General features: G+C 62.6%; 26 protein-coding genes. 9 read left to right on the plus strand and 17 right to left on the minus strand.

The annotated features are described in order from the left end of the window. Positions 1 to 31: 31 nt before the first annotated feature. A complete protein-coding gene (locus ACYU0X_RS01220) occupies positions 32 to 934 on the minus strand; it encodes a carbohydrate kinase family protein (protein WP_461901861.1) in 903 nt (300 codons plus the stop codon). Then, on the minus strand, positions 931 to 2,406 hold the full coding sequence (locus tag ACYU0X_RS01225) for a glycoside hydrolase family 32 protein (protein ID WP_461901862.1): 1,476 nt from the start codon (positions 2,404 to 2,406) through the stop codon (positions 931 to 933). Before ACYU0X_RS01225 ends, ACYU0X_RS01220 begins: the two co-directional genes overlap by 4 nt. A 118-nt stretch (positions 2,407 to 2,524) precedes the next feature. Here ACYU0X_RS01225 and ACYU0X_RS01230 point away from each other — a divergent pair, with 118 nt between their 5' ends. Next, a complete protein-coding gene (locus ACYU0X_RS01230; RefSeq protein ID WP_461901863.1) occupies positions 2,525 to 3,550 on the plus strand; it encodes a LacI family DNA-binding transcriptional regulator in 1,026 nt (341 codons plus the stop codon). Here the strand turns inward: ACYU0X_RS01230 and ACYU0X_RS01235 are convergent. From ACYU0X_RS01235 to ACYU0X_RS01245, 3 genes are read right to left on the minus strand one after another with little or no spacing between them, the layout of a single operon-like run. Beyond that, complete coding sequence (locus tag ACYU0X_RS01235) at positions 3,547 to 4,107, minus strand: histidine phosphatase family protein (protein WP_461901864.1); 561 nt, start codon at positions 4,105 to 4,107, stop codon at positions 3,547 to 3,549. The genes ACYU0X_RS01230 and ACYU0X_RS01235 overlap by 4 nt on opposite strands. After that, positions 4,104 to 4,916, minus strand: coding sequence for a MerR family transcriptional regulator (locus ACYU0X_RS01240; protein ID WP_461901865.1), 813 nt, complete (start codon positions 4,914 to 4,916; stop codon positions 4,104 to 4,106). The genes ACYU0X_RS01235 and ACYU0X_RS01240 overlap by 4 nt, the downstream gene beginning before the upstream one ends. A gap of 53 nt (positions 4,917 to 4,969) precedes the next feature. Then, positions 4,970 to 5,692 (minus strand): hypothetical protein, encoded by a 723-nt coding sequence (locus tag ACYU0X_RS01245; protein ID WP_461901866.1) that lies wholly within the window; start codon positions 5,690 to 5,692, stop codon positions 4,970 to 4,972. A gap of 356 nt (positions 5,693 to 6,048) precedes the next feature. Here ACYU0X_RS01245 and ACYU0X_RS01250 point away from each other — a divergent pair, with 356 nt between their 5' ends. The 3 genes from ACYU0X_RS01250 to ACYU0X_RS01260 all read left to right on the plus strand — a co-directional run bounded on the left by ACYU0X_RS01250 (position 6,049) and on the right by ACYU0X_RS01260 (position 8,638). Further along, positions 6,049 to 7,338, plus strand: coding sequence for an adenylosuccinate synthase (locus tag ACYU0X_RS01250; protein WP_309410114.1), 1,290 nt, complete (start codon positions 6,049 to 6,051; stop codon positions 7,336 to 7,338). 92 nt (positions 7,339 to 7,430) lie between these two features. Then, positions 7,431 to 7,994, plus strand: coding sequence for a GNAT family N-acetyltransferase (locus ACYU0X_RS01255; protein ID WP_461901867.1), 564 nt, complete (start codon positions 7,431 to 7,433; stop codon positions 7,992 to 7,994). Between the two features lie 212 nt (positions 7,995 to 8,206). Next, positions 8,207 to 8,638: a hypothetical protein gene (locus tag ACYU0X_RS01260; protein ID WP_461901868.1), complete on the plus strand. Its 432-nt coding sequence runs from the start codon at positions 8,207 to 8,209 to the stop codon at positions 8,636 to 8,638. A 71-nt stretch (positions 8,639 to 8,709) separates the two neighbouring features. On the opposite strand, the gene ACYU0X_RS01265 is transcribed toward ACYU0X_RS01260, so the two are convergent. The 6 genes from ACYU0X_RS01265 to ACYU0X_RS01290 form a co-directional block, all read right to left on the minus strand. Further along, positions 8,710 to 9,099 (minus strand): hypothetical protein, encoded by a 390-nt coding sequence (locus ACYU0X_RS01265; RefSeq protein WP_461901869.1) that lies wholly within the window; start codon positions 9,097 to 9,099, stop codon positions 8,710 to 8,712. A 9-nt stretch (positions 9,100 to 9,108) separates the two neighbouring features. Next, on the minus strand, positions 9,109 to 9,411 hold the full coding sequence (locus ACYU0X_RS01270) for a PadR family transcriptional regulator (protein WP_461901870.1): 303 nt from the start codon (positions 9,409 to 9,411) through the stop codon (positions 9,109 to 9,111). A 91-nt stretch (positions 9,412 to 9,502) separates the two neighbouring features. Further along, positions 9,503 to 10,342 (minus strand): PhzF family phenazine biosynthesis protein, encoded by an 840-nt coding sequence (locus ACYU0X_RS01275; RefSeq protein ID WP_461901871.1) that lies wholly within the window; start codon positions 10,340 to 10,342, stop codon positions 9,503 to 9,505. Between the two features lie 135 nt (positions 10,343 to 10,477). Beyond that, positions 10,478 to 11,839, minus strand: a complete 1,362-nt coding sequence (locus ACYU0X_RS01280) for a DUF3100 domain-containing protein (protein ID WP_461901872.1) — start codon at positions 11,837 to 11,839, stop codon at positions 10,478 to 10,480. Positions 11,840 to 11,868: 29 nt separating this feature from the next. Further along, positions 11,869 to 13,065: a M20 family metallopeptidase gene (locus tag ACYU0X_RS01285; protein ID WP_461901873.1), complete on the minus strand. Its 1,197-nt coding sequence runs from the start codon at positions 13,063 to 13,065 to the stop codon at positions 11,869 to 11,871. Between the two features lie 14 nt (positions 13,066 to 13,079). Then, positions 13,080 to 13,943: a MurR/RpiR family transcriptional regulator gene (locus ACYU0X_RS01290; RefSeq protein WP_461901874.1), complete on the minus strand. Its 864-nt coding sequence runs from the start codon at positions 13,941 to 13,943 to the stop codon at positions 13,080 to 13,082. A 206-nt stretch (positions 13,944 to 14,149) separates the two neighbouring features. On the opposite strand from ACYU0X_RS01290, the gene ACYU0X_RS01295 reads away from it, so the two are divergent. Together ACYU0X_RS01295 and ACYU0X_RS01300 are read left to right on the plus strand one after the other, a co-directional pair. Continuing rightward, positions 14,150 to 15,412, plus strand: coding sequence for an AAA family ATPase (locus ACYU0X_RS01295; protein WP_461901875.1), 1,263 nt, complete (start codon positions 14,150 to 14,152; stop codon positions 15,410 to 15,412). Between the two features lie 3 nt (positions 15,413 to 15,415). Further along, complete coding sequence (locus tag ACYU0X_RS01300) at positions 15,416 to 16,876, plus strand: tetratricopeptide repeat protein (RefSeq protein ID WP_461901876.1); 1,461 nt, start codon at positions 15,416 to 15,418, stop codon at positions 16,874 to 16,876. Positions 16,877 to 16,888: 12 nt separating this feature from the next. On the opposite strand, the gene ACYU0X_RS01305 is transcribed toward ACYU0X_RS01300, so the two are convergent. Then, positions 16,889 to 17,656: a polysaccharide deacetylase family protein gene (locus tag ACYU0X_RS01305; RefSeq protein ID WP_461901877.1), complete on the minus strand. Its 768-nt coding sequence runs from the start codon at positions 17,654 to 17,656 to the stop codon at positions 16,889 to 16,891. A gap of 197 nt (positions 17,657 to 17,853) precedes the next feature. Between ACYU0X_RS01305 and ACYU0X_RS01310 the strand changes: the two genes are divergently transcribed. Next, complete coding sequence (locus ACYU0X_RS01310; RefSeq protein ID WP_309410102.1) at positions 17,854 to 18,213, plus strand: hypothetical protein; 360 nt, start codon at positions 17,854 to 17,856, stop codon at positions 18,211 to 18,213. A gap of 3 nt (positions 18,214 to 18,216) precedes the next feature. On the opposite strand, the gene ACYU0X_RS01315 is transcribed toward ACYU0X_RS01310, so the two are convergent. Then, positions 18,217 to 18,978 (minus strand): polysaccharide deacetylase family protein, encoded by a 762-nt coding sequence (locus tag ACYU0X_RS01315; protein ID WP_461901878.1) that lies wholly within the window; start codon positions 18,976 to 18,978, stop codon positions 18,217 to 18,219. Positions 18,979 to 19,063: 85 nt separating this feature from the next. Here ACYU0X_RS01315 and ACYU0X_RS01320 point away from each other — a divergent pair, with 85 nt between their 5' ends. Further along, positions 19,064 to 19,438 (plus strand): hypothetical protein, encoded by a 375-nt coding sequence (locus tag ACYU0X_RS01320; protein ID WP_461901879.1) that lies wholly within the window; start codon positions 19,064 to 19,066, stop codon positions 19,436 to 19,438. 73 nt (positions 19,439 to 19,511) lie between these two features. Then, positions 19,512 to 19,907, plus strand: coding sequence for a hypothetical protein (locus ACYU0X_RS01325; protein ID WP_461901880.1), 396 nt, complete (start codon positions 19,512 to 19,514; stop codon positions 19,905 to 19,907). Here the strand turns inward: ACYU0X_RS01325 and ACYU0X_RS01330 are convergent. The 4 genes from ACYU0X_RS01330 to ACYU0X_RS01345 all read right to left on the minus strand — a co-directional run bounded on the left by ACYU0X_RS01330 (position 19,904) and on the right by ACYU0X_RS01345 (position 23,932). Beyond that, positions 19,904 to 21,202, minus strand: coding sequence for an MFS transporter (locus tag ACYU0X_RS01330; RefSeq protein WP_461901881.1), 1,299 nt, complete (start codon positions 21,200 to 21,202; stop codon positions 19,904 to 19,906). The two genes, ACYU0X_RS01325 and ACYU0X_RS01330, sit on opposite strands and share 4 nt — an antisense overlap. A 113-nt stretch (positions 21,203 to 21,315) precedes the next feature. Then, positions 21,316 to 21,990, minus strand: coding sequence for a cation transporter (locus ACYU0X_RS01335; protein ID WP_461901882.1), 675 nt, complete (start codon positions 21,988 to 21,990; stop codon positions 21,316 to 21,318). Then, a complete protein-coding gene (locus ACYU0X_RS01340; protein ID WP_461901883.1) occupies positions 21,984 to 22,316 on the minus strand; it encodes an ArsR/SmtB family transcription factor in 333 nt (110 codons plus the stop codon). The genes ACYU0X_RS01335 and ACYU0X_RS01340 overlap by 7 nt, the downstream gene beginning before the upstream one ends. Positions 22,317 to 22,381: 65 nt before the next feature. Continuing rightward, the gene (locus ACYU0X_RS01345; RefSeq protein ID WP_461901884.1) at positions 22,382 to 23,932 is read right to left on the minus strand and encodes a SulP family inorganic anion transporter; all 1,551 of its coding nucleotides are present in this window, start codon (positions 23,930 to 23,932) and stop codon (positions 22,382 to 22,384) included. Positions 23,933 to 23,937: the final 5 nt, after the last annotated feature.

Raw genomic sequence — 23,937 nt, forward strand, 5'->3', positions numbered from 1 at the left:
TCGGCGGTACTTTTCTTCTAGGGTGGGTCGGCTAGTCGGACAGGGCGGCAGCAAAGGTCTTAGCCCACGGCGGGTTGGCCCCGCGCTGGGCCACGGTTAGCGCCGCGGAAGCTAGGGCATGATGTAGTGCGCGGCGCACCTCGGACGCGGCCGGTGAGCTGCCGGTGCGCAGGGCTTGGGCCAGTTCTCCGCTGAGCACACCGTGGAGCAGGCCGGACATAAATGCGTCACCGGCACCGATGGTGTCTTGCAGTGTGGTTGGAAGCGCCGTGGCTTCGTAGCGCTGGCCATCGGCCAATGCGCGGCAACCTTCGGCTCCGCGGGTCATGACGCATAGGCTCGCGCCCAGGCCGGCTATGTGCTCGAGAACCTGCCATTGATCGAGTTCTGGATAGAGCCACTGCGCGTCGACGTCGCTGAGCTTAACGACGTGACTGAGCGCCACCAATTCTTCGATGCGCCCCACGGTCTCCGCGCGGTCGGTCACGAGATCGGGGCGCAGGTTCGGATCGTAGCTTCGTAACGTGCTCGGCGACGCCGCACCGAAGGCTTCGACAATGCTGCGTCCAGAAGGTTCGATCCAGGCGGCGATGGATCCGGTGTGCATGAGCTCGGGTGCTTCGGCCTCGCGCACTGGCGGTAATTGCTGGTGAATGTCGAAGGTGTAGTGCGCGTTGGAATGTTCATCCATTTTCACCAGCGCTACCGAGGTGCTCCGGTCGCTCACCGATCCATCGGCCAGCTCGACGCCCGACTCGGCGAGGTGTTCGGCAATTGCGAGTCCGTAGTCGTCACGGCCAAACTCGGTATAGAAACGCACCTGCTGACCGAGGCGGGAGAGTCCCACCGCGACGTTCAGCGGTGAGCCGCCCGGATGGGCAATCGAGTCGACGACATCGACGAGGGACTCGCCTAATACAACAATCTTGGTCATTTGAGCTCCTGAGTGGCTGTAGCCCCGTGCTGGGGTAGTGGCGTACAGGCTATGTCACTCTGCGCGCCGCCGGGAATGGTCAGTAGCACGCGGGCCGGTGTCTCTTCGCCGGTGAGCTGGTCGGTAAGTGAGCGCAGGCCGTCGGCGGCGAGCACTTCAAGCGACCCGGCGTCGAGCAGGAGCTGCGCGCAAAGCCGCCCATTCGATGGGGGAAGCGGCATGTGCTGGGTTGAGGGGTAGTGCTCGTGGGCGACGCGGCCCGGCGAGCGCTGGTGGGAGATCTGTTGCGCGCCGAGGATCAGTTCGCTGATTAGGCTCCCGTCGGCGCGGAGAAAGCGCGCACGCACCGGTTCCTCGCCCAGGTCGCGGGCCTGTACGTCGATGAGCGTCGGTCCCTGAAGCGTCAGCTCGTGGGTGCCGGCGTCATAGCTTTCCGTGGCCGCCGTGGCGGGAAGTCCCACGAAGCGTTGTCGTAGCGCGTAGCCGGTGCCGGTGCGCAGCAAGTCCACCCTGCGGGCGGTGGTCATCGATCCACGCCACCGCTCGTGGGGCAGCTGACGGGCATAGTCCCAATTGCTCATCCAGGCGATCAGCGTGCATCGGTTACGCGGCAGGCCATGGAAACTGACACCGGCGTAGTTATCGCGTCCCCAATCTAGCCAGGCCCCTTCGGCCAGGGTGGCGAAATCCGTGTGATCTCGGGCCGGTTGCGTGTGGTCGGGGGTAAAGCTGGTGCCGTCGAAGTCGCCGATGAAGTACTGCGTGCCCGAACCGCCGGCCACACCCCCGGGATTCAGCGAGAGCACGAGCACCCATTTCGTTTCGGCGCTGTCCGCCACCGGAAGCTCGAGGAGATCCGGGCATTCCCAGACACCCGCGCAGGCTGCCTGTGGCCCGAAGACCGATAGCTCGTCCCACTCCAGCAGGTTTTCGGAGCGGTAGAACAGCACCCGCCGCTCGACGGCCTCCACGGCCACCATCACCCAGTAGTCCCCGGCCGGGCCGGAATACCGAAAGACCTTGGGATCGCGGAAGTCGGCGGAGTTGCGATCGAGTACTGGATTGCCGGCGTACTTGGTGAAGCTGTAGCCCCCATCTAGCGAGTAGGCCAGCGCCTGCGCCTGGTTCGAGCCGTCGCGGGCCGCGGCCGTGTAGAGCGCAATGACCGGTGCCGTGCTCCCGTCGCCCAACCCGCTGCTGTTATGCCGGTCGATGACGATCGAACCCGAGAAGATGTCATGCGTCTCGTCGTGCAGGATGGCTACCGGGTGCTCGCTCCAGTTCACGAGATCGCTGCTGGTGGCGTGGCCCCAGGACATGTTCCCGTGCTCTACGCCGTGCGGGTTGTACTGAAAGTACAGGTGGTACAGCTCGCCGTCGAAGAAGAGCCCGTTGGGATCGTTCATCCAATGTTGAGCCGGGGTGAAGTGGCGCGCGGGGCGCGGGACGTGAGCGATGGATAGCTGCGACAAGAACGCTCCTCGCGATCGTTGCTAAATTGATTTAGCACAAAACCATAGCAGTGGAGTCGGCGGCGAGCAATAGGCTAGGCTCAAACAATTGCAAGGACAGCGGTAGCAAGAGGGATACGTGAGCGCAGAAAAATCCAAGCGAGTCACCCTGGCGGATGTGGCCGAAGCCTCGGGCATGTCCAAGGCGTCGGTCAGCCTCATCCTGAATAATCGTCCCGGAAGCAGGCTGTCCGCCGCGGCCGTGCAACGCGTGCGTGAAGCGGCGGAACGGCTGGGCTATCGGCCCAACGTCGCGGCGCAATCGTTGCGGCTGGGCAAAACCCGCACGCTGGGATTCATTTCGGATCAAGTGACGGTGACCCGCTTTGCTTCGGCGATGATCACCGGAATTCTGCGGGCCGCGGCCGATAGCGACCATACGGTGCTGATCACCGAAACCCGCGGCGAGCCGGCCGAACTGACCAAGGCCCTGGACCAGTTGCGACAGCGCGATGTCGACGGGCTCATCCTAGGCTTCATGGATTCGCGGCTCCGCGATCTCCCCGAGCTACCCGAGGATCGGCCCGTGGTTCTGGTGAACTCCCACGACGTGCAACAGCACCCCAGCGTGATGCCTGATGAAAACGCGGCCGGCAGGCAGGCCGTACAGCGCCTTGCGCGGACCGGAGCGCGCACCGTGGCGCTGGTCGGTGCGCTGCGCGCGGCCCAATCGAGCCCGGAAAGCTACCCCGGGATCACCCGGCGCTTCGCGGCCTTGAACCAGGCGTTGGATAACTCGTCCCTGCAACTCCTGGGGCAGTGGGAACTGGAGGACTGGAACCCGGCCGATGGTTACGCGGCCACCACGCAGCTCCTCGCGCAGGGGCACCGACCCGACGCGTTGATCTGTGCCAACGACCGTGTCGCCATGGGGGCCTATCAGGCGCTCGCCGAACACCGCTTGACCCCGGGCACGGATCTTTCGGTGATTTCCTTCGACGACGAGGTCATCGCCGGTTATCTGCGTCCCCAGCTGACCACCATCGCCCTGCCCTACGAGCAGATGGGCGTCCGGGCGGTGCACAGCGTGCTCGGGCAGCAGGAGCACTCCGGCGAGCAATTGATCGACATGCCGCTCATCGAGCGGCAGTCGGTGCGCGACTAGCTCTGGCTGAGTACCTCGTCGTTGACCATGCGCAGAGCCCATCCGGTGCTTTCGCGCTCAAGTAGGGCCACCGATCCGTTGCGAATGGTGTCCAGGGTGTGCCCGGCGAAATGCGAGAGCGTGTAGCGGATGATCGTGCCGTGGCAGACCACCGCCACATTCTTGTCGGGGTAGTCGGCGGCGATGCGCTCGACGGCGCGCAACCCGCGATCCACAACGGAGTCTAGCGGTTCGATGCCGCCGCCGATCTTCCCGGGCCAGCGCTCGGCGGCCACCGTCTCTTCCACGCCTTCGCCTTGGCCGTAATCGCGTTCGATCAACAGGTCATAGGCGGGCCCGAGCTCCAGTCCCAGCCCCTCGGCGATAATCTGCGCCGTTTCCCGGGCGCGGGAGAGTGGGGAGGAGACGATCACATCCCAGTCTCCCGCGCCGAGCACCTGCACGGCCTGGCGAGCCTGCTCGCGACCGGTGTCGTTGAGCGGAATATCGCTACTGCCCTGCAGTCGACCTTCGAGGTTCCATTGCGTTTGTCCGTGGCGGACGAATCCTAGTTTCACCCCTCCATTGAATCAGCCCGACGTACCGGTTGCTGCAATTCGGTGACCCAATCCTGCTGATCGGCGGAGTCGCTACGCACATAAAGCTCCCGGCAGGGGCCCGAGGGCACCAGTCCGCGGGCGATCAACTGTGCGTGGATGCTCTGCCAACTTTCGGCGATGCGGTCCATGGATCCAAGGTGCACGCCGCGGATTGCGGTGGCCTCGGCCGGCAACTGAATCTCTTCGAGCCCCTCGGGCACGGGAATGTCGAGCTCGTAGCCCACACAGATGTGCAATCCGTTCTCCGTGACCTCGTATTGAGCGATCGGCATGCCGAGTTCCGCTCCCTCCAGCGCCGCCTCGACGCGGCGGAAGAGCGGACCCACAACGGCCCCGACCTCGGGCTGCTCGCTGACCGTGTGACGCGCCCCGAGCAGTCGTAGGGCTGGGAGGGACTTCTCGACGATTTCGATGGTGGACATGGCGTTTTCCCTTTCGATCAGGTGAAGCCGTCGCTGTACATCGCGCAGTCGGGCCGCCGCGGTCTGATATTCCCGTTCAACCTCGTCATGACGGAGCTGCAGCAGCTCGGTCAAACGTTCGGCGTCAACTCCCTGCTGCAGGATCAGCGCAATATCCTCAAGGCCGAACCCCAGCTGCCGCAGCGCCACAATGCGGTGCAAGCGGGCCAGCTGCGAGGGATCGTAGGAACGGTAACCGGTGAAGCGATCGACATGGGCGGGTACGAGCAGTCCGGCTGTGTCCCAATGCCGCAACATGCGGTGGGTTACCTGGCCGATCTGCGCGAAGGCTCCAATGGATAGCATGTCTTAGTTATCCAATCTGCCACTGTGTCAGGGTCAAGGGGTCTGGCGTTAGCTTAGCGGCTAGTGACGCTGAGCATGATCTCGCGCAGTTGCCAGTACACCTCGGACTGCATGATTTCCCGGGCCGCCGCAAGGTCCACACTGTCATCGTCGAAGCCCGCAGCCTGCGCGAAGTCCTCGGTGGATTCGAAGATCGAATAGAAGTCCGCGCGCGGCATGAAATAGGACAATTCCGGCCCGGAGCCGCGTTGTTGCGCCCGGTCGGCGGTGCTGAGGAATAGGACGATCTTCTTTTCCGCATCTGCCTCGTTGCCGGGCTCGGTCTTGACATATTGTTCGGCCACGAACACCGCCGGCGTATTCAACTCGGCCGCCACCTCACGTGTTTCCAGCCGGGTGCGCTCGTAATGGTCCGTGTCGCCGTCGGTGTCCTTGGCCGAGTTGGCCTCGAAAGTCGCGATCGCGAATCCTCGGTCGGTCACGATCTCCCACTGCCGGTAAGGGTTCTTGGGATCCGCGGAGGGGCCGTCGTCATCCGCGCGGATCACCCAGTTCGGCGGGTATCTAAAGGAGATGTCAAAGCTTTCAAAGCTCTTCCAGTTTGCGGTATTGGCTCCGTCCGGTGGCGTGGAGGGGTTCGCGCTTGTGGGGTCCACGGTCGGTGCCGAGCGGGTGGGGGAGGGTTCACCGGGCGAGGGCTCGGCCTGTGGTGAACTGCAGGAGATGAGCAGCATGAGGGCCGGTATGACGGCGAGCCAGCGACGTACTGGTTTCATCGTGGATCCTTCGCGTAGGTCAAGCGTGCGGTGCGCGGTTCAGTGAAGTTAAGCTGTGTGTCCATGATGTCGCGCACCGGCCTTTAATCAAGGTTTTGGAGCGAAATGATGCGGTGCTGGGCCCGGAATACCGCCGCCCGTTGCCAAATTGAGATCAGGCCGCGACCCGATGGCTCGCCTGTCGGCTCGCGCATCCGCGCACGGTTCGGTAAACTTTGGTCGTAAGAGCCCCCTAACTCTTACATGGAGCCCCATGGGCCATGCGAGAAGTGTTAGGGGTTTATTTCTGCCCGGCACCGTGTCGGGACGGCGCGAAGCACGCCGGTCCACTGCTTTTTCGCAAGGGGGAGGATCCCATGCCAGCAATCGTGATCGTCGGAGCCCAATGGGGCGACGAAGGTAAGGGAAAGGCCACCGACCTGCTCGGCGGCGAGGTCGACTACGTGGTCAAGCCCAACGGCGGTAACAACGCCGGGCACACCGTGGTGGTTAACGGGGAAAAATACGAGCTGAAGCTACTTCCGGCCGGCATTCTCTCCCCGAACGCAACCCCGATCATCGGCAATGGCTGCGTGGTGAACCTGGAGGCCCTCTTCAGCGAAATCGACGGTCTCGAAGCGCGCGGCGCCGACACCTCTCGCCTGCGCGTCTCGGCCAACGCCCACCTGGTGGCCCCGTACCACCAGACCATGGACAAGGTCACCGAACGCTTCCTGGGCAAGCGCGCCATTGGCACCACCGGCCGCGGCATTGGCCCGGCCTACATGGACAAGGTGGGACGTCTGGGCATCCGCGTGCAGGACGTCTTCGACGAGTCCATCCTGCGCCAAAAGGTCGAAGGTGCGCTGCGCCAGAAGAACCAGTTGCTGCTCAAGGTCTACAACCGCCGCAGCGTTGAGGTTGAGGAGATCGTCGAGTACTTCCTCTCCTACGCCGAGCGTCTGCGCCCGCTGGTCATCGACTCCACCTACGTGCTCAACAAGGCACTGGACGAGGACAAGGTCGTGCTCATGGAAGGCGGCCAGGCCACGTTCCTCGACGTCGATCATGGCACCTACCCGTTCGTGACTTCCTCCAACCCCACCGCCGGCGGTGCGTCGGTAGGCTCGGGCATCGGTCCGACACGTATCAACCGCTCCATCGGCATCATTAAGGCCTACACCACCCGCGTGGGCGCCGGGCCGTTCCCCACCGAGCTGTTCGATGAAATGGGCGAGTACCTGCAGAAGACCGGTGGTGAGTTCGGTGTGAATACGGGCCGTCCGCGCCGCTGTGGTTGGTATGACGCAGTGTTGGCCCGCCATGCCTCGCGTGTTAACGGCTTCACCGACTACTTTGTGACCAAGCTGGACGTGCTGACCAACATCGAGAAGATCCCGGTGTGCGTGGCCTATGACGTCGATGGTGTGCGCCACGACGAGATGCCGATGACGCAGACCGACTTCCACCACGCCAAGCCGATCTTCGAGTACTTCGATGGCTGGACCGAGGACATCTCCGGGGCCAAGACCCTCGAGGACCTGCCGGAGAATGCGCGTAACTACGTGTTGGCCCTCGAGAAGCTCAGCGGTACCCGATTCTCCGCCATTGGTGTGGGACCGGATCGTGACCAGACGATCGTGCGCTACGACCTGATCAACGACTAACCGTTTCGCGACGTTCGCGAACCAACTCAACCGGCCTCGGGCAACGACATGTTGCCCGAGGCCGCTGCTTATGCACGGTGCATACTTGAAGTATGCGTACGGTTACCGGTCCCCGAGTCGAGCTTCGTCCCTGGCGAGCCACGGACGAAGACTTTCTCTTTGACCTCGAGTCGCGCTGGGAAACCGTGCGTTATCTGGGGCCTACCGCGCGACCAATGACCTCACGCTCAGAAGCGCGTGCCTCCATCGCACGTCGGCGTGCATTGCGCCATCCGATCCACGGGATTTGGCTTATCGTCGACCGGGCCACGCAGCATCCACTGGGTAACCTTCTGCTCAAGCCGGTACGCCTCTCGAGTGGAGTCGCTGGCCCGGCGCCCGTTGAAGTAGGGTGGCACCTGCACCCCGACGCGCAAGGAGCGGGTTATGCCACGGAGGCCGCTGCCACGATCTTGGATGATGCCGCTACGCGCGGACTGAAGCAGGTAATTGCCGTGGTTGATCCGCGCAACGAGGCGTCGCGCGGGGTGTGCCTGCGGATCGGCATGACTCAAGGCCCGATGAGTGAGGCCTACTACGACGAATGCAGTCAAGTGTTTAGCCTAGATCTGCCTCGCGAACCTGCTGCACTTTCAGGCAACAACCTGTGGCAGTGAGCCCAGGTCTGCGAGCAGTGAATCAGGACTCTTGAATTCCCCGTTGTTGAAGGTTGGCGTTGGTGTGCTTGCCGTTGCATAGGGTCGAGCATGCCAATTAACTCGAATAACAAGTGCGAACCCATGGGTACTTCTCCCCAATTGCTTGAGACAAGATAAAGCAGAATTGTAGATTTATGGCGGTAAATCCCCTCAATCTATGAAAGGTAGCCATGAAAAAGAGGATAAGTCGATCCGTGGCCGTGGTTGTCGCGCTGAGCCTAGGAACCGGTATTGCTGCACCGGCCGTGGCGCAGACAGCGCCGGCCCCAAGGGTTTCGGTTGAGCGTGTAATGACGCAACCCACCGGCGGCTCTAGCGTTGGCATGCTGCAGTATGAGCAAACTTCCCGGGTGCTGCAGCAGGGTATTCCACAGGGTGGCGAAGCCGCCTTCTGGCAGAAGTACGCGGTCAAGGCCGCCTTGATGGCGTTGAAGAAGACCAACAAGAAGCTTTACAACAAGATCATCTCAAAGGTCGGGCTGGGCAAGAAGAAGTTCGTGGCCTGGTACAACAAGTACATTCGACCGCATATGCCGGGCATCCTGGGCAGCATCTCTGCCGCGGTGATCTACGACGTCATTAAGTGGATCATCGGAATTTAGCGATTCCGAGAAATCTTGGTGCGGCGTAGCGGTCCGGGAGAGATAGCTCCGGGCCTCTACGCCGCAACTCGCTAGATTTTCGAGGCTCGGCGTAGCGAGCGCAGGAAGTCTATGAGGATGCAGAGGGCAATGACCCCAAGGGCAGGGAGGAAAGTTACCAGCATGTGCCCAAGCGTGACTGTGTCGTCGGCGGACGTCTCGCGTCGGACGATGTTGGAAATTATCCACAGCATGGCGAGCGTAGTCCCGATGAACATGAACAGGGGCATGCGACGTTTGGTCTTAACCTCCGGGAAAGCTGACGCGTACTGCTCCGGCTCGCCGAATTTTTCGACAGCCTCAGCGTAGGTCGAGCACTCACTCGAAACCTCATCAAGTATGTCCCGGATAGTTGTCTTGTCGAGCTCTTGAAGGAAGAGTGAGAAACGAAGTTCGCGTCGGTAGTCATCCACGGTTTTCATATTGTTCTCCTAGGTCAAGGTGTCTATCCAGTTGCACATTTCCTCGAAGTTGCGCTTTCCGTCAGCGGTGAGTTCGAAGATTTTCCGCGCGGGCCCTCTGTCTGATGTTTCCCATGTCGCCGCGACGAGGCCGTCCTCTTCAAGGGTTCGTAACAACGGATAAAGGGTGCCGCTCTTAATGCCGGAAATATCCATGGCTTCGAGCTCCTGAAGGATGGCGTAGCCGTGCGTGTGGCCCTGTTGGATGGACTTGAGTACCGCGAAGGGTAGGAATGCCCGCTTCAGCTGGTTGTAGGTCTTGGTTCCGCGCACACTCTAAGTATGGTTTCGACCTATGTATAAAGTCAACATACCGCGGGTGTGCATTTTGGCTCGCTTCACGCACACAGCGTGTGCCGCCTGCCTACAGCCGGGCAACGCCCTCAAAGCCGATCGCGGTGCGACCACCCACCCAGATGATGCCGTCCTCGGAGCGAATCTCGATTTTCCCCGTGCGGCCACGTCGTCGACCCTGAGCCACGCAATAGCTGACCGGAGCCTTCCCCGTACGAATCATCCACTGCGCGACACCGGCATTTAGACTTCCCGTGACCGGGTCCTCGAGCGCGGGACCACGCGGGGTGAAGGCGCGGATTTCGAAGGAAGCAGCCGAGCCGGTGGGGTAGGCGCCGATGGCGCCAACCTTGGTTCCGCCGAGGGCCTCCATGTGCGGTTCGAGCGCCAGGACATTTGAAGCGCTGGCTAGCTGTACCACTGCCCAGCCCGGACCGTTATCGACCCACTGGTGATCAAGGATTTGAGCGCGCTCAATGGAAAACGCGGCGGCGATGCGAACGAGTAGTTCCTCCTCGAGTGGCCCCGAACGTAGGGTCGGTGGGGCCGCGAAGGAAAGCGTGGATTCTTCGGCGCGTACTCGAATCAAGCCAGCGGTGCACTCCTGCGTCACTTCCCCCGGGACTTTCGGTTGCCCACCGTAGTGCAACCAAGCCCGTGCCGAGCCAAGGGTGGGGTGCCCGGCGAAGGGTAGTTCGGTATGCGGAGTGAAAATCCGTGCCCGATAATCTGCCGCCGGGTCGCTGCTTGGTAGCAGGAAGGTGGTTTCCGAGAGGTTCGTCCATTGAGCGATGCGTTGCATTTGCTCGGTGCTTAGATCTCCGGCATCGAGGATCACCGCGACCGGGTTTCCACCGAAGGCTTGCTCGGAAAACACGTCGACTTGGGCATAGGGGTAGGTGCGCGGCATGGTGAACTCTCTCGTCGATACTGGCCAGTAGGCAGAGACGCCGAGCGTATCAATTCTTCGCCGACCATAGATAAACAGAACACGCCGCCCACGAACCTCGGTTCGGTTCGTGGGCGGCGTGCGCAGTAATTGGGTCTAGTGCCAGAGGCCCAAAGCGAATTCCGCGATGATGGTGGCGAAGATGAACGAGGCGGTGATTGCCACCAGTCCCACCGGCACGATCTTCCAACCAATTTTCTTCAGCAAGCCCACATCCTTGCCCAGAGACAGTCCAGCGCAGGTGAGCACCACGGTGGTGATAGATAGGAAGGGGACCGCGGTAAGTGTCGCGACCAGGAAGTCAGCGATCGGTGAAATCGGGCTACAGGCTGCGGCGATCAGCGTGGTCAGCCAGATCAGCGAAGGGATCTTGTTCTTGGTGAGTTTGGCTAGATACGCGCCGAGCACCACTAAGAGGCTGATGACCACGTAGGAGAAGATCAGCTGCCAGGTGAAGCCTTCGGCGATCACCGCGGTAGCGATGCCCATAATCGAGAGCACGGGTAGCGTAACCCACAGCGGCACGTTCTCTACGGCGCCGACCTCTGAAGCCGACTCGGCGAATTGTGCGTTGGACTCCTCAACCTTGCTGCGGGCGATGTCCTGATCGGCGAGTTCGCCGCTGGCTGCGGCGGAAGTGGCGGCCTGGGCCTTGCGCTTGGCGCCGGTGAGCAGGTTGTAGAACCTGTTTGCCAGCGGCAGGGCAACGAACATGCCTACGTAGGTGCCCATGATGGTCGTGATCAGGTTCGATACCGCCGCCATAGACAAAATGGCTTGCTCCATCTCGGGGTGGGCGGCGGCGATACTGGCCGCGGAGGCGGCCATCATCGATCCGGAGCCCACGCCGGCACCCATCGCCATGGCCAGCGGATCGAAGAATCCCCAGCTGGCCACTACGGAGGTCAAGAGTGAAATGTAGATCGCGCCGAAGATGGTGCCAAAAACATACATGGCCAGCACACCGCGGTACTCATCGGAGTTCGAGCCGAAGCGAGCGGAGACCATCGCGAAAGAGGATTCGCGGTCGATGGAGAAGGTGGCGCCTACGGTCGAGCGCCCCATGCGCAACAACACCGCGAGCGGCAGGGCCAGCACAATGGTGCCCAGCAGGTGGCCAATCTCCTGCAGGAAAAGGGCTGGACCGGCCGAGACGAGTACCGGGATCTGCGGGCCAATGTCCGCGGCCAGCCGTACCACCAGGAGGAGCACCGCAACGGCTGAGAAGCTGGCGGCAATTTTCTGGGCACGAATGGATACGGGCTTGAACTTTTGCAAGGTCAGCACGGTGCCGATGATCAAGCCCCACACCATCGGGAAAACCAGCAGGGTACCGATCCCGATGTCGAAGGATTTCTTGCCGATTAGTTCGGCGATGATGGCGACCAGCAGGGCGAGGGCCGAGATGGGCAACGCATGTTTGGCGCCGATGGCGGCGGGTGCGGAAATAGTTTTCATGAAAGGTCCTATTGCGAGTGGGTGGGCGGCTAGGCCCGCTGGTAGGCGGCGGTGATGTAACGCTCTCGGTCGGCGCTCACGGCGCCGGCGACCGTGGCCGCGAGACCGAGCGCGGCGTCGTTCATGGCCGTGTAGGCCATCTCGGTGTTGGCCGAAGCGGTGAACCCGGCGGAGTGCACCGGAGCGGTGGCGCCGGGAACGGCGAACATCGGGTGGATCGAGGGGATGACCTGCGAAATGTTGCCCATGTCGGTCGAGCCACCCCCGCCGGTTCCGGCAGGAAGCTCGGTCACGTCATTGCCGCGCACGGCCATCGCGTCATTCCAGAAGGCCGCCAGGGCCGGGTCCTGAAGAACGGGTTCGTAGAGTGGTTCGGTGGCCTCGAACTCGAGGCTGGTGCCGGTGGCGATGCTGGCTCCTTCAAAGCAGCGGCGCACCTTGCCCAGTGTCTGTTCGTACTCCTCGAGCGAGAAGGCGCGGACCTCGAAGTGCACTTCGGAGTAGTCGGGGATGATGTTGGTAACCTGCCCGGCTTCGGCGATGTACGAGGCGACCCGGTGCTGGTCCGGTAGTTGCTGGCGCAGCAGACCGATGGCCACCTGGGACAGGGTGGCGGCATCGGCAGCGTTGATCCCGCGGTGCGGCATGGCGGCGGCATGCGCGGCCTGCCCATGGAACATCGCCTTGAAGCGGCCTACGGCCTGCGTGGTGGTGCCCAGCGGGTTGCAGCTGACCCCTTCGGACATCGGATGAGCCATGAGCGAGAGCCCGACGCCGTCGAAGGCACCACGTTCAAGGAGCAAGGCCTTGCCGCCTCCGTGCTCTTCGGCTGGGGTGCCGATGGCCTTGAGCGTAATGCCGAGTTCGTCGACCAGCGGGGCGAGCGCCAGGGCCGCACCCACGGTGGAACCGGCAATGAGGTTATGGCCGCATGCGTGCCCGACGACCGGCAGGCAGTCATATTCCACGCAGATGCCCACCACGAGGTCGCCCTGACCAATGGTGCCCTCGAAGGCGGTGGGCAGGTCGCAGATACCCTCGGTGACCGTGAAACCGGCATCGCGTAGCACCTTGGCAATGGTGCCCGCGGCACGGTGCTCCTCGAAAGATAGTTCCGGGTGAGCGTGGATATCCCGTGCCATGGCTTCAACCGTGTCCTGAACGGCGGCATAGTTCTGCTCTAGGCGGCGCGAAAGTTCGGCGTCGTGCGCGATGAGTTTACTCATGTGATTTTGGGTCCTTATCTGTCGTAGAGGTCCAGTGCGTCCCACAGCTCGTTGACCTGTTCGAGGTGGGGACGAATACTGCGTGATTGATGAGCTTCCATGCCGGCGAGGAGTCCATAGACCACCGATAGGGCGGCGGTGGCCGACTGGAATGAGAAAACTCCTTCGCTGGGCACCGGCAAGATATGCGTACTGTGTTTGGCCACCGGGGAGGTCGAGAGGTCGGTGATGGCAATGACGGTGGCCTTGCGTTCTGCGGCGATCCGAGCGGCGGTGCCGAGCTCGCGAATCGGACGCCACAGATGGGTTATGAACACCACGTCTTCTGGCCCCAGGGAATTGAGCGCCGCCGCCAGATGCACGCCCGAGCGCTGCTCGTGCATGGCCGGGTAACCCATGACCGATGCCAGGTGGGCAAGGACCAGCGAGGGCGCACCGTGCGAACCCTGGCCCAGGCAGAGGATGCGCCGCGCCCCACAGAGGGCTTCGATGCTCGCGTCCACGGCCTCCGCGCTGATCAGCGAGCGTGCCATCTCGAGATTCTTGCTGTCCTGAGTCAGCGAGTCGTGCACCGGCGAGGTGACCGGTATCAGGTTGCTGAAGGGCGCACTATGCGAGACGTAGACCAGAAACTGCGCGCGTAGCTCGCGTTGCAGGTCGCTCCAACCGCTGTACCCCAGAGCTTGTGCGGTGCGCACCACCGTGGAGCTATTGACTCCAGCACGCGCGGCCACCTCGGAAAGTTCCGCGTAGGCGGCGAACTTCGGGGTCATGCTCAGCGCGTCCACCACGCGTTGCTGGGATTTGGTGAGTTTCGCGCCGGCGAACAGTTCACCGTGCCACGCGGTGGCGGGTACGGCAGCGTCGGTGTCGGGCATGGGTGGCTCCTTTGGCGAATATGTGATGCGCGGCATAGCGTGCACCCTTGCTTGCAAGAGTAAATGCAGAAAGAGCATTTTGCATAGACCGTTGCAGAAAATTGCGCTTCGTTTTTTCTCCGGCCTCCAGCCCACTCGATAGGATGCCAAGTGAAGATCGCGCCGCGAAGCGTGCGAAGGCACTGGGGGAGAAGAGGCAAGCGCCGATGAACGATGCACTGATCCAAAGCCTTGAGCGGGCCGTGAACGCGGCGCCGCAAGACCCGGCGTTGCGCCTGCACCTCGCCCAGCTGCTCACCGACGCGGCCCGGCACGCCGAGGCCTTAGAGCACGTCAACGTGGTGATTCAGCTAGAGGCAGGAAACCGCCAAGCACTTGGCTTGCTGGCCACCATCAGTACTGCGCTGGCCGGATCGCAGGGCGCGGAGACCGCGACCGACACCGCCGAGCAGAACACCGCCGAAGATGGCTTCGACTGGGACTCGGCCGCCGCGCAACTGGGTGATCTGGGTGCCGATCCCTTCGTGTCCGAGGAGCCAAAACTCTCCACCAGCTCGGTCACCGACGAAAATGCCGCGGCGCCATTGGAGCCGACCCCGCCGCAGCGGATCACCCTTGCAGATGTCGGCGGCTTGGATGCGGTGAAGCAGCGCCTCACCGAGTCATTCCTCGCGCCGCTACGCAACGCCGAAATCGCAAAGGCCTTCGGAAAGTCCATGCGCGGCGGCCTGCTGCTTTACGGGCCCCCGGGCTGCGGCAAAACCTTTCTGGCCCGCGCCGTGGCCGGGGAATTAGGGGCCTCCTTCCTGCAGGTCTCGATGGCCGATGTGCTCTCCCCATACATCGGCGAGAGTGAAAAGAACCTCCGGAAGCTTTTCGATGAAGCGCGGGCCGCGGCCCCGGCGGTGCTCTTCCTCGATGAAATCGACGCCCTGGGACTACGTCGTGGATCGCTCACCGGATCGGCTTCCTGGCTTCGGCAAATGGTGAACCAGCTGTTGCTGGAAATGGATTCGATGGCGTCCAATAACGACGGGCTCTATGTCCTGGCCGCTACGAACCATCCATGGGATTTGGATGAGGCGCTGCTGCGTCCTGGACGGTTGGATCGCTCAGTACTGGTGAGCCCGCCCGACGCTCCGGCCCGCGAAAGCATCTTGAAAACCCATCTGGAACAGCGGCCGATCGCCCGGATCAATCTCGCGCAACTCGCCGCGCAGACCGACGGTTTTTCCGGGGCCGACCTTGAACACCTGTGCGTGACCGCCGCAGAGAAGGCCATGATGCAATCCATCGCCGCCGATAACCTCACGCCGGTGAGCATGGATCACATGGCGCTGGCGCTCAAGGAAGTGAAACCATCGGTGCTTCCGTGGCTGGAAGCGGCCCGCAATGTGGTGCGCTTTAGCAACGAGAACGGACGGTACGACGATCTCGCACACTACTTGAAATCACGCGGAATGCTCTAGCCGATGCTCGATTTTGACACCTTGGCGGTGCGTGTACGGCATGCGCTGGCGATCTCGCAACCAGAAACCGCTCGCCGTTTGCTGGCCGAGCACCTCACCGAGCACCGCGGCGAGCCGCACTTCTGGCTTTACTATGCCGCGGCGCTCCTGGCGCTGGAACGCAATGTGGAAGCCGAGCAGGCCGCACGGCAGGGCCTCGAACTTAATCACCAGATTCCCAATCTGGCCGAATTGCTGGCCAACGCGGTGTACGCACAGGGGCGGGTCGACGAAGCCATCGCCCTGATCCGCGTGCTGATCGAACAGTTTCCCGAGTACCCCGGTGGCCATTACCGATTCGGTCTGTTCCTGCTCTCGCGTTCGGCCAGCCGCGACGATCTGGTGCTAGCGCGCGCGGCGTTCGATCACGCGTTGCACCTGGATCCCGAAGACCCATATGTCTATCAGGCGGCCGCCGTGGCCGCCGACCTCATGGACGATCGCACGGCAGCCCAGCAGTACCTGCGTACCGGGTTATCCCTCGCCCCACAGGATGAGGGTCTGAAATTGGCGGCCATGACCATCGACGGTGGTGAGAAGGTCGTCGGCGACGGAGGCGCACTACTGCGGGGCATGATCGCGCAAAATCCCACCGATGACCGTTTGCATCGGGATTTTGCCGGACAGTTCGTGTCCCGGGCTGCCACCTTGAGCAATCCGATGTGGCTACACATTCCGGTGGTTGCCGCGCTTGCCGCGTTCGGCGCCCGGGCCAGCGAAGGGGCGAGGTGGCTGGTGGTGTCGCTGATCGTGCTAGCCACCGGCGCACTAGTGGGCTACGGCTATTTGCGGCTACGGCAAGTCGCCCAGCATATGCCAGCGGGTTATCTAAAAGACGTGATGGCCGCACACCGGCCGCTGGGACGGGCCGGAATGGTGGCCGGTGCGGGGCTACTGGCCGGCGCCGCCGGTGCGGTGGGCGCGGTCTTCGAGCCCTCCCTGTCGGTGTCCATGGCGTTACTGTTACTCGGGGCGCTCGCCGCACAATTCGCGATACAGGGCACGCTGCGTCAGGCGGCCGCGCCGGTGCCACGTACTGCCGATATCGAACAGTTCGAGCGTTTTGGTTTGCGACGCAGCGGCATGCTCGCCGCCGGAGGACTGCGCCGACTACTCACCGGCGGGGTGATCTTTGTACTAATCATGCTCTGCACCGGGATCGATTCGCCCCTAGGCGGGGTGATCGCCGTGGCCCTCGGGCTCGGCCTGCTGACTACCGGCTGCGTTGTGGGCTACTGGCAGTTGCGGCTCGGACCACGCAAGAACGCCTGGGCGGTCGGTTCAACGGTCAGCGCCTCCGCTCGATTCCGCCGCTGGGCCTTGGTGCGTGGCAACCTCGGAGCGCTGTATTACGTGGCAGCCCACCTGATCGGAGCGGCGCTCTTCCTGCTCATGGGAGTCTCGCTTCTCGCCGAGGGAGCCTAGCGGCGGGAGCGCTCAGTGCTCGGCGAGTTTCGTGCCGGGATTTTCCAGTCGGCTGTACGCCTTGGAGGGTTCGAGCTCGCGCGACTCGAACAGCTTCGAGACGGTCACCAGATGATAGCCCCGCTCCTTGAGCTTGCTCACCAGCTTCGGCACCGCCTGAACCGAACTTTCGTGGATATCGTGCATCAGCAGTATGGACCCCGGCTTGACCTCATCCAGCGCCGTGGCCACCGTCTTCTTGGCATCAAGGGTTTTCCAGTCCAGGGTATCTACGTCCCAGAGCACCAGCGGCATCGGAATCAGTCGGTCATAGACCGCCCCATGGGCGCCATAGGGAGGACGAAGCAGCCGTGGGGTCACCCCGGCCGCCTCGTCGATCGCCTTATTCGTGGCCGACACTTCCCGCTCGATCTGTTCGCGGGTGGACTTGGTGAGGTCTCGGTGGTCATAGGTGTGGCTGGCGATCTCGTGTCCCTCGGCCACCATGCGACGTAGCGCCTCGGGGAACTTGGGTACATTCTTGCCCAGCACGAAGAAGGTGCCCGGGGCCTGCGCCTCGGCTAGTTCATCCAGCAACCGGTCGGTGTATTTGCCCGGTCCGTCATCGAAGGTCAGCGCAACGCACGCATCGACGCTGCAGTCCACCGGAGCTGGGGCGGCAGGGGATTCGGGTGCCGTATCGGCGGCAGGTTGTGCCGGAGCAGAGCAGCTGGACAATAACAATGCGGCGGCCATGGCCAAGCCGCACAGGGCACGCGAAGACTTGAGGCGAACGGGCATGAGACTACCTTCGCCGAGCCCCGCATGCCACCCGACCGCGGCGCGCGGAACGTATCCGAAACTTTATGCAAAGCGTGAGCTTCGCCCCAGTCCGGCGAGCATCTTGGCACCGGCGCGCGCCCGGTTTAGGATGAAATGCCACCGTCAGCCGGTGGTGCAGTGCCAACAGTGAAAAAGGTGGACACAGAATGTCGCATATGGGCGAGGAGCTCATCGAAGCGTGGGCCGATGCAACCGCAGAGATCTACAACGAATCGGTGACCGGGCTGAACCTCACCCGGTTGCCCGTGGCCGTGGACCAGTACATTGACCTCTTCGCACGCAGTGAAGAGCTGACCTTCAACCCGGAATCGTCGCCGCTACACTACTTCGAGCGGCACCCGCATCATGCCGTCTCCGCCATCCTGCGCACCCAAGAGGCCACCGACGAACTGGATGACGAGCAGCTCGAGGCCCTCGAAGCGCTCGCCGACTTCGCGCAGGCTTGGTACGACTTCGACCAGCAGCAAGAGCCCGAGCTGGGGGTTTCAGAGGCCGACGACGAAGAGGGCTGGTAGGAGCTAACCCCGCCTCGCCGAGCCGTCGTCACGGCGGGTATAGGCCTGCCCGTCTCGCATCTCGGTGTCGGCAAAGAGGTCCTCAATGCGCACCAGCGTGAAGCCGGCTTTGCGCAGGGACCGAATCAGTGGCGCCGCGGCGCGCACGGTACTGTCATTGTGCTCATGCATGAGCACGATCGAGCCGGGCCGTGCCTCCGAGAGGACGGTCTTGACCAATTTCTGCGGATCCTGAACCCGGGTGTCATTGCTACCCACATCCCAGAGCACCAGCGGCATTGGGGTGCGCGCGGCGACGCGCGCATCATAGGCGCCATAGGGCGGGCGGAAGATCTGCGGCTTAACCCCGGTGGCCTGCTCGATCAGTTCATTGGTCCGCGCCAGCTCCTCGGCCAGTTGCGCATCACTGAGCTCGGTGAATCGTGTGTGGCTGAAGCCATGGGCGCCGATTTGATGCCCCTGTTCTCGCATGGTGCGCAGCGTGTCGTGGCCGGCCGCCACCTTGTGGCCGAGGACGAAAAAGGTGGCTGGTGCTTGGTGCTCGTCTAGGATCCGCAAGAGCCGATCGGTATTCGCGCCCGGGCCGTCGTCATAGGTCAGTGCGATACAGCGTGCCACCGAGCAGTCGACGGGCGCCGGTGATTGCTCTTCGCCCCGAGTGGTGGGCGCCGGGTCTTCGGTGGGTGCCGCGGCACAGCCCACGGCAAGGGACAGCGCGGCGAGTAATACCGCAGGGCGCGTACGACGCGCGATTCTGTCGGTCATGGTTCCAGACTGCCCGGTGGCCGACTAGAACATCAAGTCCCGCAGTCGCTAGCCGGTCGGGCTGGTGGCGGGGCAGAATGCAGCTATGGACTTCGATGATGCCCCGGTCGCTCGAAAGGGGCGGACGGCTCGGGCGGTATGGACCATGCTGTGTGTGGCGGGGATTGCTGTCGCGGGTTATTTTCTGGCCCTTTGGCTTGCGCCGGATGTCAACGCCAGCGGTCAATGCAGCGGCATTGGTTTTGGGTGCACCCTGACCCCGCGGGACGCGTTGCTGTTCTTTGGATTTCTGCTCGCTCTGCCGGTGCTGATCGGACTGATCATATTTGGCGGTGCCACGGCGGCCTTGCTGTTGAGGCGTACCCGCATGCATCCGGTGTTGATAGGTCTGATCAGTTCCATCGGAGCGCTACTACTTTCGCTGGTGCTTGGCTTCGTTCTGCTCTTCGCGGCGTACTAGCCACAAACAGTAAGTTATCCACAGATTGGCTCTTGGCGGGCCGATACATCGCAGGAGCGCGGAGTCTGGGGCCATGACACAGCCACCACAAACGGCCCGCCAAGCCGCCAGGGAACTTAAAGATCGCCGTCGACGCAGGCTTCAGGCATGGATAACGCTCGTCTTCGTGATCTGCGCGAGCTACAAGACTTACGCGGCGCTCACCGCCGCCGCACTCAGCCGGGTCCCCGAAGGGACCCGGCATGGGATCTGCGATAGCTGCGCGTGGACCAACTACGACACCCTGTATCTGATCGGCACCGTCGCTGGGATCCCCGCGCTACTGGGGGCAGTCTTCGGCGGTTGGGCGTTGATAGTGGTGCTGGTGCGCACCACCTCGCTGCCCGGGCCGCTCATCGGACTGATCGCCCTGCTTGGCGGAGTTTTCACCCTGCCGATCCTGATCCTCGGCTTGATCATCGCGGTCTAGTCGGTTCGCTGAACCGTATCCGCAGCGCGCAGTGGATGCTCCAGTTCGTCGCGTGCAAAGGCTCCAGCCTTCCATGCGATCACCCCGAAGATCGGAGAGGCCAGCCCGGCCACGACGAAAATCGCGGTCAGCCCCACCAGTTCGGCCAACGGACCGGCCACCGCCATCGACAGGGGCATCAGCGCCAAGGACACAAAAAAGTCCAAGCTGGAGATCCGTCCGAGCAAACGCTTCGGCACCCGACGTTGCAGCAACGTGCCCCAGATAACCATGCCGATGGCGTCGGTGACCCCGAAGAGAAACAGGATGGAGCAGAGCACGACCAATGAGTCGAGCACGCCCACCAGCGCCAACGGGATCGTCCCGAGTGACCAGCAGGCGGTCATCACGCTCAGGTAGCGACGGGGGAAGCGCGCGGATGCGGTCAGCATGGATCCCAGTGCGGAGCCCACCCCGAAGCACGCCAACACCACGCCAAAGGTACGCGCGTCGCCGCCCAGATTATCGCTGACCACGAACGGGATCAGCACTTCAAAGGGCCCGATGAAGGTAAACACCGACACGATCGAAAACAGCAGGGTCCACAGCAGCCACGGGGTTTTGAGGGTGTAGCTGGCTCCTTCGCGCAACTGTTGAAGCATTTTGGGGCCATGCTCATCCTCGGAATCCTGTTCAACCCGGTCGTAATCCGGATTCTTACGGATGAGGCAAAGAACGGCCCAGGCTACTGCGTAGCAGGCCGCAACACCGAAGATAGCTGCGGCTGGAGACAGCGCGGCGACGAGAAAGCCCGCGGACATCGGACCCAGCGCCGTGTGCACCACCGGTCGAACGGTACCTTCGAGTCCATTGGCGGCCAACAGGTCATCCGCGGGGAGGATCCGAGGCAGTAGTGCCGAGTACGCCGGGAAGAAAAATGCCATGGCGGAGCCGGTGACGAAACCGGTGACCATCAGATGCCACAGGGCAAGCTGTCCGGTGAGTGCGAGTAACGCCGTGACGCTAAGAACCACGGCGTTGATCGCTTCGACGCCGATGACGATGCGGCGACAAGAGTGGCGATCGGCCATCACCCCGCCGAGGAGCACGAAGAGCAAGAGCCCCATGGCGTTGGATGTCGCGACCATGGACAGTTCGAGGGGTCCGCCGCCTAGCTGGCGAACCTGATAGACCATGGCGACCGCCCACATGCCCGAGGCAAAGGTCGCGATGATGAAAGCGCTGGCCAGTACGACGTAGTCCCTTTGGTGAAAGGGCTTGGTCAGGCGCAGCACGGAGGATCGGATAGCTTGCATGTGCTGCTCCTGAGGTACGTGCGGTAACACCATTCTCAGGCTAGTGATTGAGTTCTGTCAATCAGTATTTTTGCGGGCTCGTCAGGGTGTTTCGGTGGTGCGTTGCGTGATGCTCAGCAGCACCCGGAGCAGTTATCCCCGGCTTGCTCGCCGGTCAGGGCGGCTACCGGTTGGGTGCAGGCCTCACCGCGCCAAGCCTCCAGCCCCTCGCGTACCGCGAATGCGGCGATGAATAGGGCCGCCACGGGATCGGCCCAGCTCCAGCCGAAGAGGCTATTTGCCAGCAGGCCAACGAGAACGGCGGCGGAGAGGTAGGAGCAGATCAAGGTTTGCTTGGAGTCGGCCACGGCGGAGGCCGATCCCAGTTCTCGCCCTGTGCGCCGCTCGAACCAACTCAGCAGCGGCATGATCACAAGACTCGTGACCGTCAGGATGATGCCCACCTTGCTGTGCTCGGGCTGCATTGCTCCGGCGAGGGTCAGCACCGCGCTGATCGAGACGTAGGCGGCTAGTGCGAAGAAGGAAATGGCGATCAACCGCAGGGCCTTCTTTTCGCGAGACTCTGGGTCGGGGCCGGCAAACTGCCAGGCGACGGCTGCGGCCGAGAGCACCTCGACAATTGAGTCGAGGCCAAATCCAATCAGTGCTACCGACGAGGCGCCGGCTCCTGCGGCGAGGGCAATAATGGCCTCGATGACGTTGTAGCCGATCGTCAGACCGACAATGAGGCGGATACGTCGCTTGAGGAGCTCGCGGCGTCCGGGGCTTAGCGCGGGGGAATCTAGCATGTGCAGGCCGGCCCTTCGCAGCAGTCTCTCGAGGGGTGCAGGGCCACCTTGGCTAGCTCGTCGAGGGCGGCGGCCAGATGCTCATTGCCGATGCGGTAGCGGTTGCGTCGCCCTTCGGGTTCGGCTGCGACCAGTCCACAGCCGCGCAAACAGGCGAGCTGGTTGGACATCACTTGGCGCGAGACATTCAGTTCGTCGGCCAGATCGGAGGGGAATGCGGGTTTCTCGCGCAGGGCGAGGAGGATTCCCACGCGGGTGGCATCCGATAGCGCGTGACCGATGCGGGCCAAGGTGATTGCATGCGAAACCGGGGCAAGTGTGCTCATGAATTCATAGTACATGAAACCATGAATTCAGAAACAGCTGAACTTGCCCCGGTGACTACAGCCGGTTAGTGACCGCCTCCGAGCTTCCCGGCCAAGCGTTCCTGCATTTGCTGGCTGGCCTGATTGAGTCCCTCGATTTCAACGGTTTTGCCATATTTCGCGTACTTCTCCTGGATGGAATCCAGTGCGGCGATGGTCGAGGCATCCCAAAGATGCGACTTATACATGTCGATGACCACGTGGTTGGGGTCTTCGGCGTACTGGAACTGGTAGTAGAGGTCGTTGGAGGAGGCGAAGAATAGCTCGCCGTCGACCTCGTACTTCGCAATCTGCTCGCCGAAGTGCTCTTCGATGCGACGATCGACGGTCACGAAATGCGCCACGCGACGCGCAAAGAGAACCATCGCCAAGATCACGCCGCCGATGACGCCGATGGCCAGATTGTGCGTCGCGACGGTCAGGACCACGGTGACCGCCATGACGGAGGTTTCCGACTTAGGCATGGTCTTCAGCGAGTTAAGGCTGATTGAGTGCCAGTCGAAGGTGGCGTAGGCGACGAAGACCATGATGCCGACCAAGGCTGCCATCGGAATGATGGCGACAATGTCGCCGAAGGCTACGACCAGAATGAGCAGGAAGAGGCCGGCCAGGAAGGTGGAAATGCGCGTGCGCGCCGCGGAGACCTTCACGTTGATCATCGTCTGACCGATCATTGCGCAACCGCCCATGCCGCCGAAGAAGCCGGTGACGATATTGGCTACACCCTGGCCCCAGGACTCGCGCGTTTTATTCGAGTGCGTATCGGTGACATCGTCTACGAGCTTCGCGGTCATCAGCGACTCGAGCAGGCCCACCAGGGCCATGGATAGCGAGAACGGGAAAATGATTTGCAGGGTTTCGAAGTTCAGCGGAACGTTGGGGAAAAATAGCGCCGGCAGGCTGTCCGGCAACGAGCCCTTGCTATCAACGTTCGGCACATCGATGCCGGCGAGAACCACGATGAGGGTGAGTACCACAATCGCCACCAACGGTGAGGGGACCGCCTTGGTGAACTTCGGAAGCACGAGGACGATGGCTAGAGCCAACAGCGCCAAGGGGTACACCATCCACGGTACGCCGAAGAAAGTCCAGTCGTGGGTGTCGATACCCAACTCGCCAAGTTGCGACATGAAAATGAGGATGGCTAGACCGTTCACGAAGCCCACCATGACGGAGCGCGGAATGAAGCGCATGAGCTTTGCGACGCCGAGCAGGGCCAGGACAATCTGAAACACGCCGGCCAGAATCACCGCGGCGATGAAGTAGTCCATGCCGTGGCTCTTAAACAAGGGAGCGATGATCAACGCCACTGCGCCGGTGGCCGCCGAGATCATTGCCGGACGCCCGCCAACGAAGGCGATCGTCACGGCCATCGTGAAGGACGCGAACAGACCCAGGCGTGGATCGACGCCGGCGATTACCGAGAAGGCAATGGCTTCGGGGATCAGCGCCAGGGCTACCACCAATCCGGCCAGAACTTCGGTCTTCAGCAGTCGAGGAGACTTCAGGGTGCGCAGAACGGATTGCCGTTCCAGCGGCGTAGGCTCGTGCGTAGCCGTCGCGGCGTGAGTGCTCACGAAAT

The organism is Glutamicibacter sp. X7 (assembly GCF_054889245.1).

Bases quoted from the DNA above. Each gene is read 5' to 3' on its own strand.
- ACYU0X_RS01250 (WP_309410114.1), top strand. From the start codon at position 6,049: ATGCCAGCAATCGTGATCGTCGGAGCCCAATGGGGCGACGAAGGTAAG.
- ACYU0X_RS01275 (WP_461901871.1), bottom strand. From the start codon at position 10,342: ATGCCGCGCACCTACCCCTATGCCCAAGTCGACGTGTTTTCCGAGCAA.
- ACYU0X_RS01325 (WP_461901880.1), top strand. From the start codon at position 19,512: ATGACACAGCCACCACAAACGGCCCGCCAAGCCGCCAGGGAACTTAAA.
- ACYU0X_RS01265 (WP_461901869.1), bottom strand. From the start codon at position 9,099: ATGAAAACCGTGGATGACTACCGACGCGAACTTCGTTTCTCACTCTTC.
- ACYU0X_RS01295 (WP_461901875.1), top strand. From the start codon at position 14,150: ATGAACGATGCACTGATCCAAAGCCTTGAGCGGGCCGTGAACGCGGCG.
- ACYU0X_RS01290 (WP_461901874.1), bottom strand. From the start codon at position 13,943: ATGCCCGACACCGACGCTGCCGTACCCGCCACCGCGTGGCACGGTGAA.
- ACYU0X_RS01315 (WP_461901878.1), bottom strand. From the start codon at position 18,978: ATGACCGACAGAATCGCGCGTCGTACGCGCCCTGCGGTATTACTCGCC.
- ACYU0X_RS01285 (WP_461901873.1), bottom strand. From the start codon at position 13,065: ATGAGTAAACTCATCGCGCACGACGCCGAACTTTCGCGCCGCCTAGAG.
- ACYU0X_RS01310 (WP_309410102.1), top strand. From the start codon at position 17,854: ATGGGCGAGGAGCTCATCGAAGCGTGGGCCGATGCAACCGCAGAGATC.
- ACYU0X_RS01260 (WP_461901868.1), top strand. From the start codon at position 8,207: ATGAAAAAGAGGATAAGTCGATCCGTGGCCGTGGTTGTCGCGCTGAGC.
- ACYU0X_RS01335 (WP_461901882.1), bottom strand. From the start codon at position 21,990: ATGCTAGATTCCCCCGCGCTAAGCCCCGGACGCCGCGAGCTCCTCAAG.
- ACYU0X_RS01320 (WP_461901879.1), top strand. From the start codon at position 19,064: ATGGACTTCGATGATGCCCCGGTCGCTCGAAAGGGGCGGACGGCTCGG.
- ACYU0X_RS01330 (WP_461901881.1), bottom strand. From the start codon at position 21,202: ATGCAAGCTATCCGATCCTCCGTGCTGCGCCTGACCAAGCCCTTTCAC.
- ACYU0X_RS01240 (WP_461901865.1), bottom strand. From the start codon at position 4,916: ATGCTATCCATTGGAGCCTTCGCGCAGATCGGCCAGGTAACCCACCGC.
- ACYU0X_RS01255 (WP_461901867.1), top strand. From the start codon at position 7,431: ATGCGTACGGTTACCGGTCCCCGAGTCGAGCTTCGTCCCTGGCGAGCC.
- ACYU0X_RS01305 (WP_461901877.1), bottom strand. From the start codon at position 17,656: ATGCCCGTTCGCCTCAAGTCTTCGCGTGCCCTGTGCGGCTTGGCCATG.
- ACYU0X_RS01245 (WP_461901866.1), bottom strand. From the start codon at position 5,692: ATGAAACCAGTACGTCGCTGGCTCGCCGTCATACCGGCCCTCATGCTG.
- ACYU0X_RS01220 (WP_461901861.1), bottom strand. From the start codon at position 934: ATGACCAAGATTGTTGTATTAGGCGAGTCCCTCGTCGATGTCGTCGAC.
- ACYU0X_RS01340 (WP_461901883.1), bottom strand. From the start codon at position 22,316: ATGAGCACACTTGCCCCGGTTTCGCATGCAATCACCTTGGCCCGCATC.
- ACYU0X_RS01280 (WP_461901872.1), bottom strand. From the start codon at position 11,839: ATGAAAACTATTTCCGCACCCGCCGCCATCGGCGCCAAACATGCGTTG.
- ACYU0X_RS01300 (WP_461901876.1), top strand. From the start codon at position 15,416: ATGCTCGATTTTGACACCTTGGCGGTGCGTGTACGGCATGCGCTGGCG.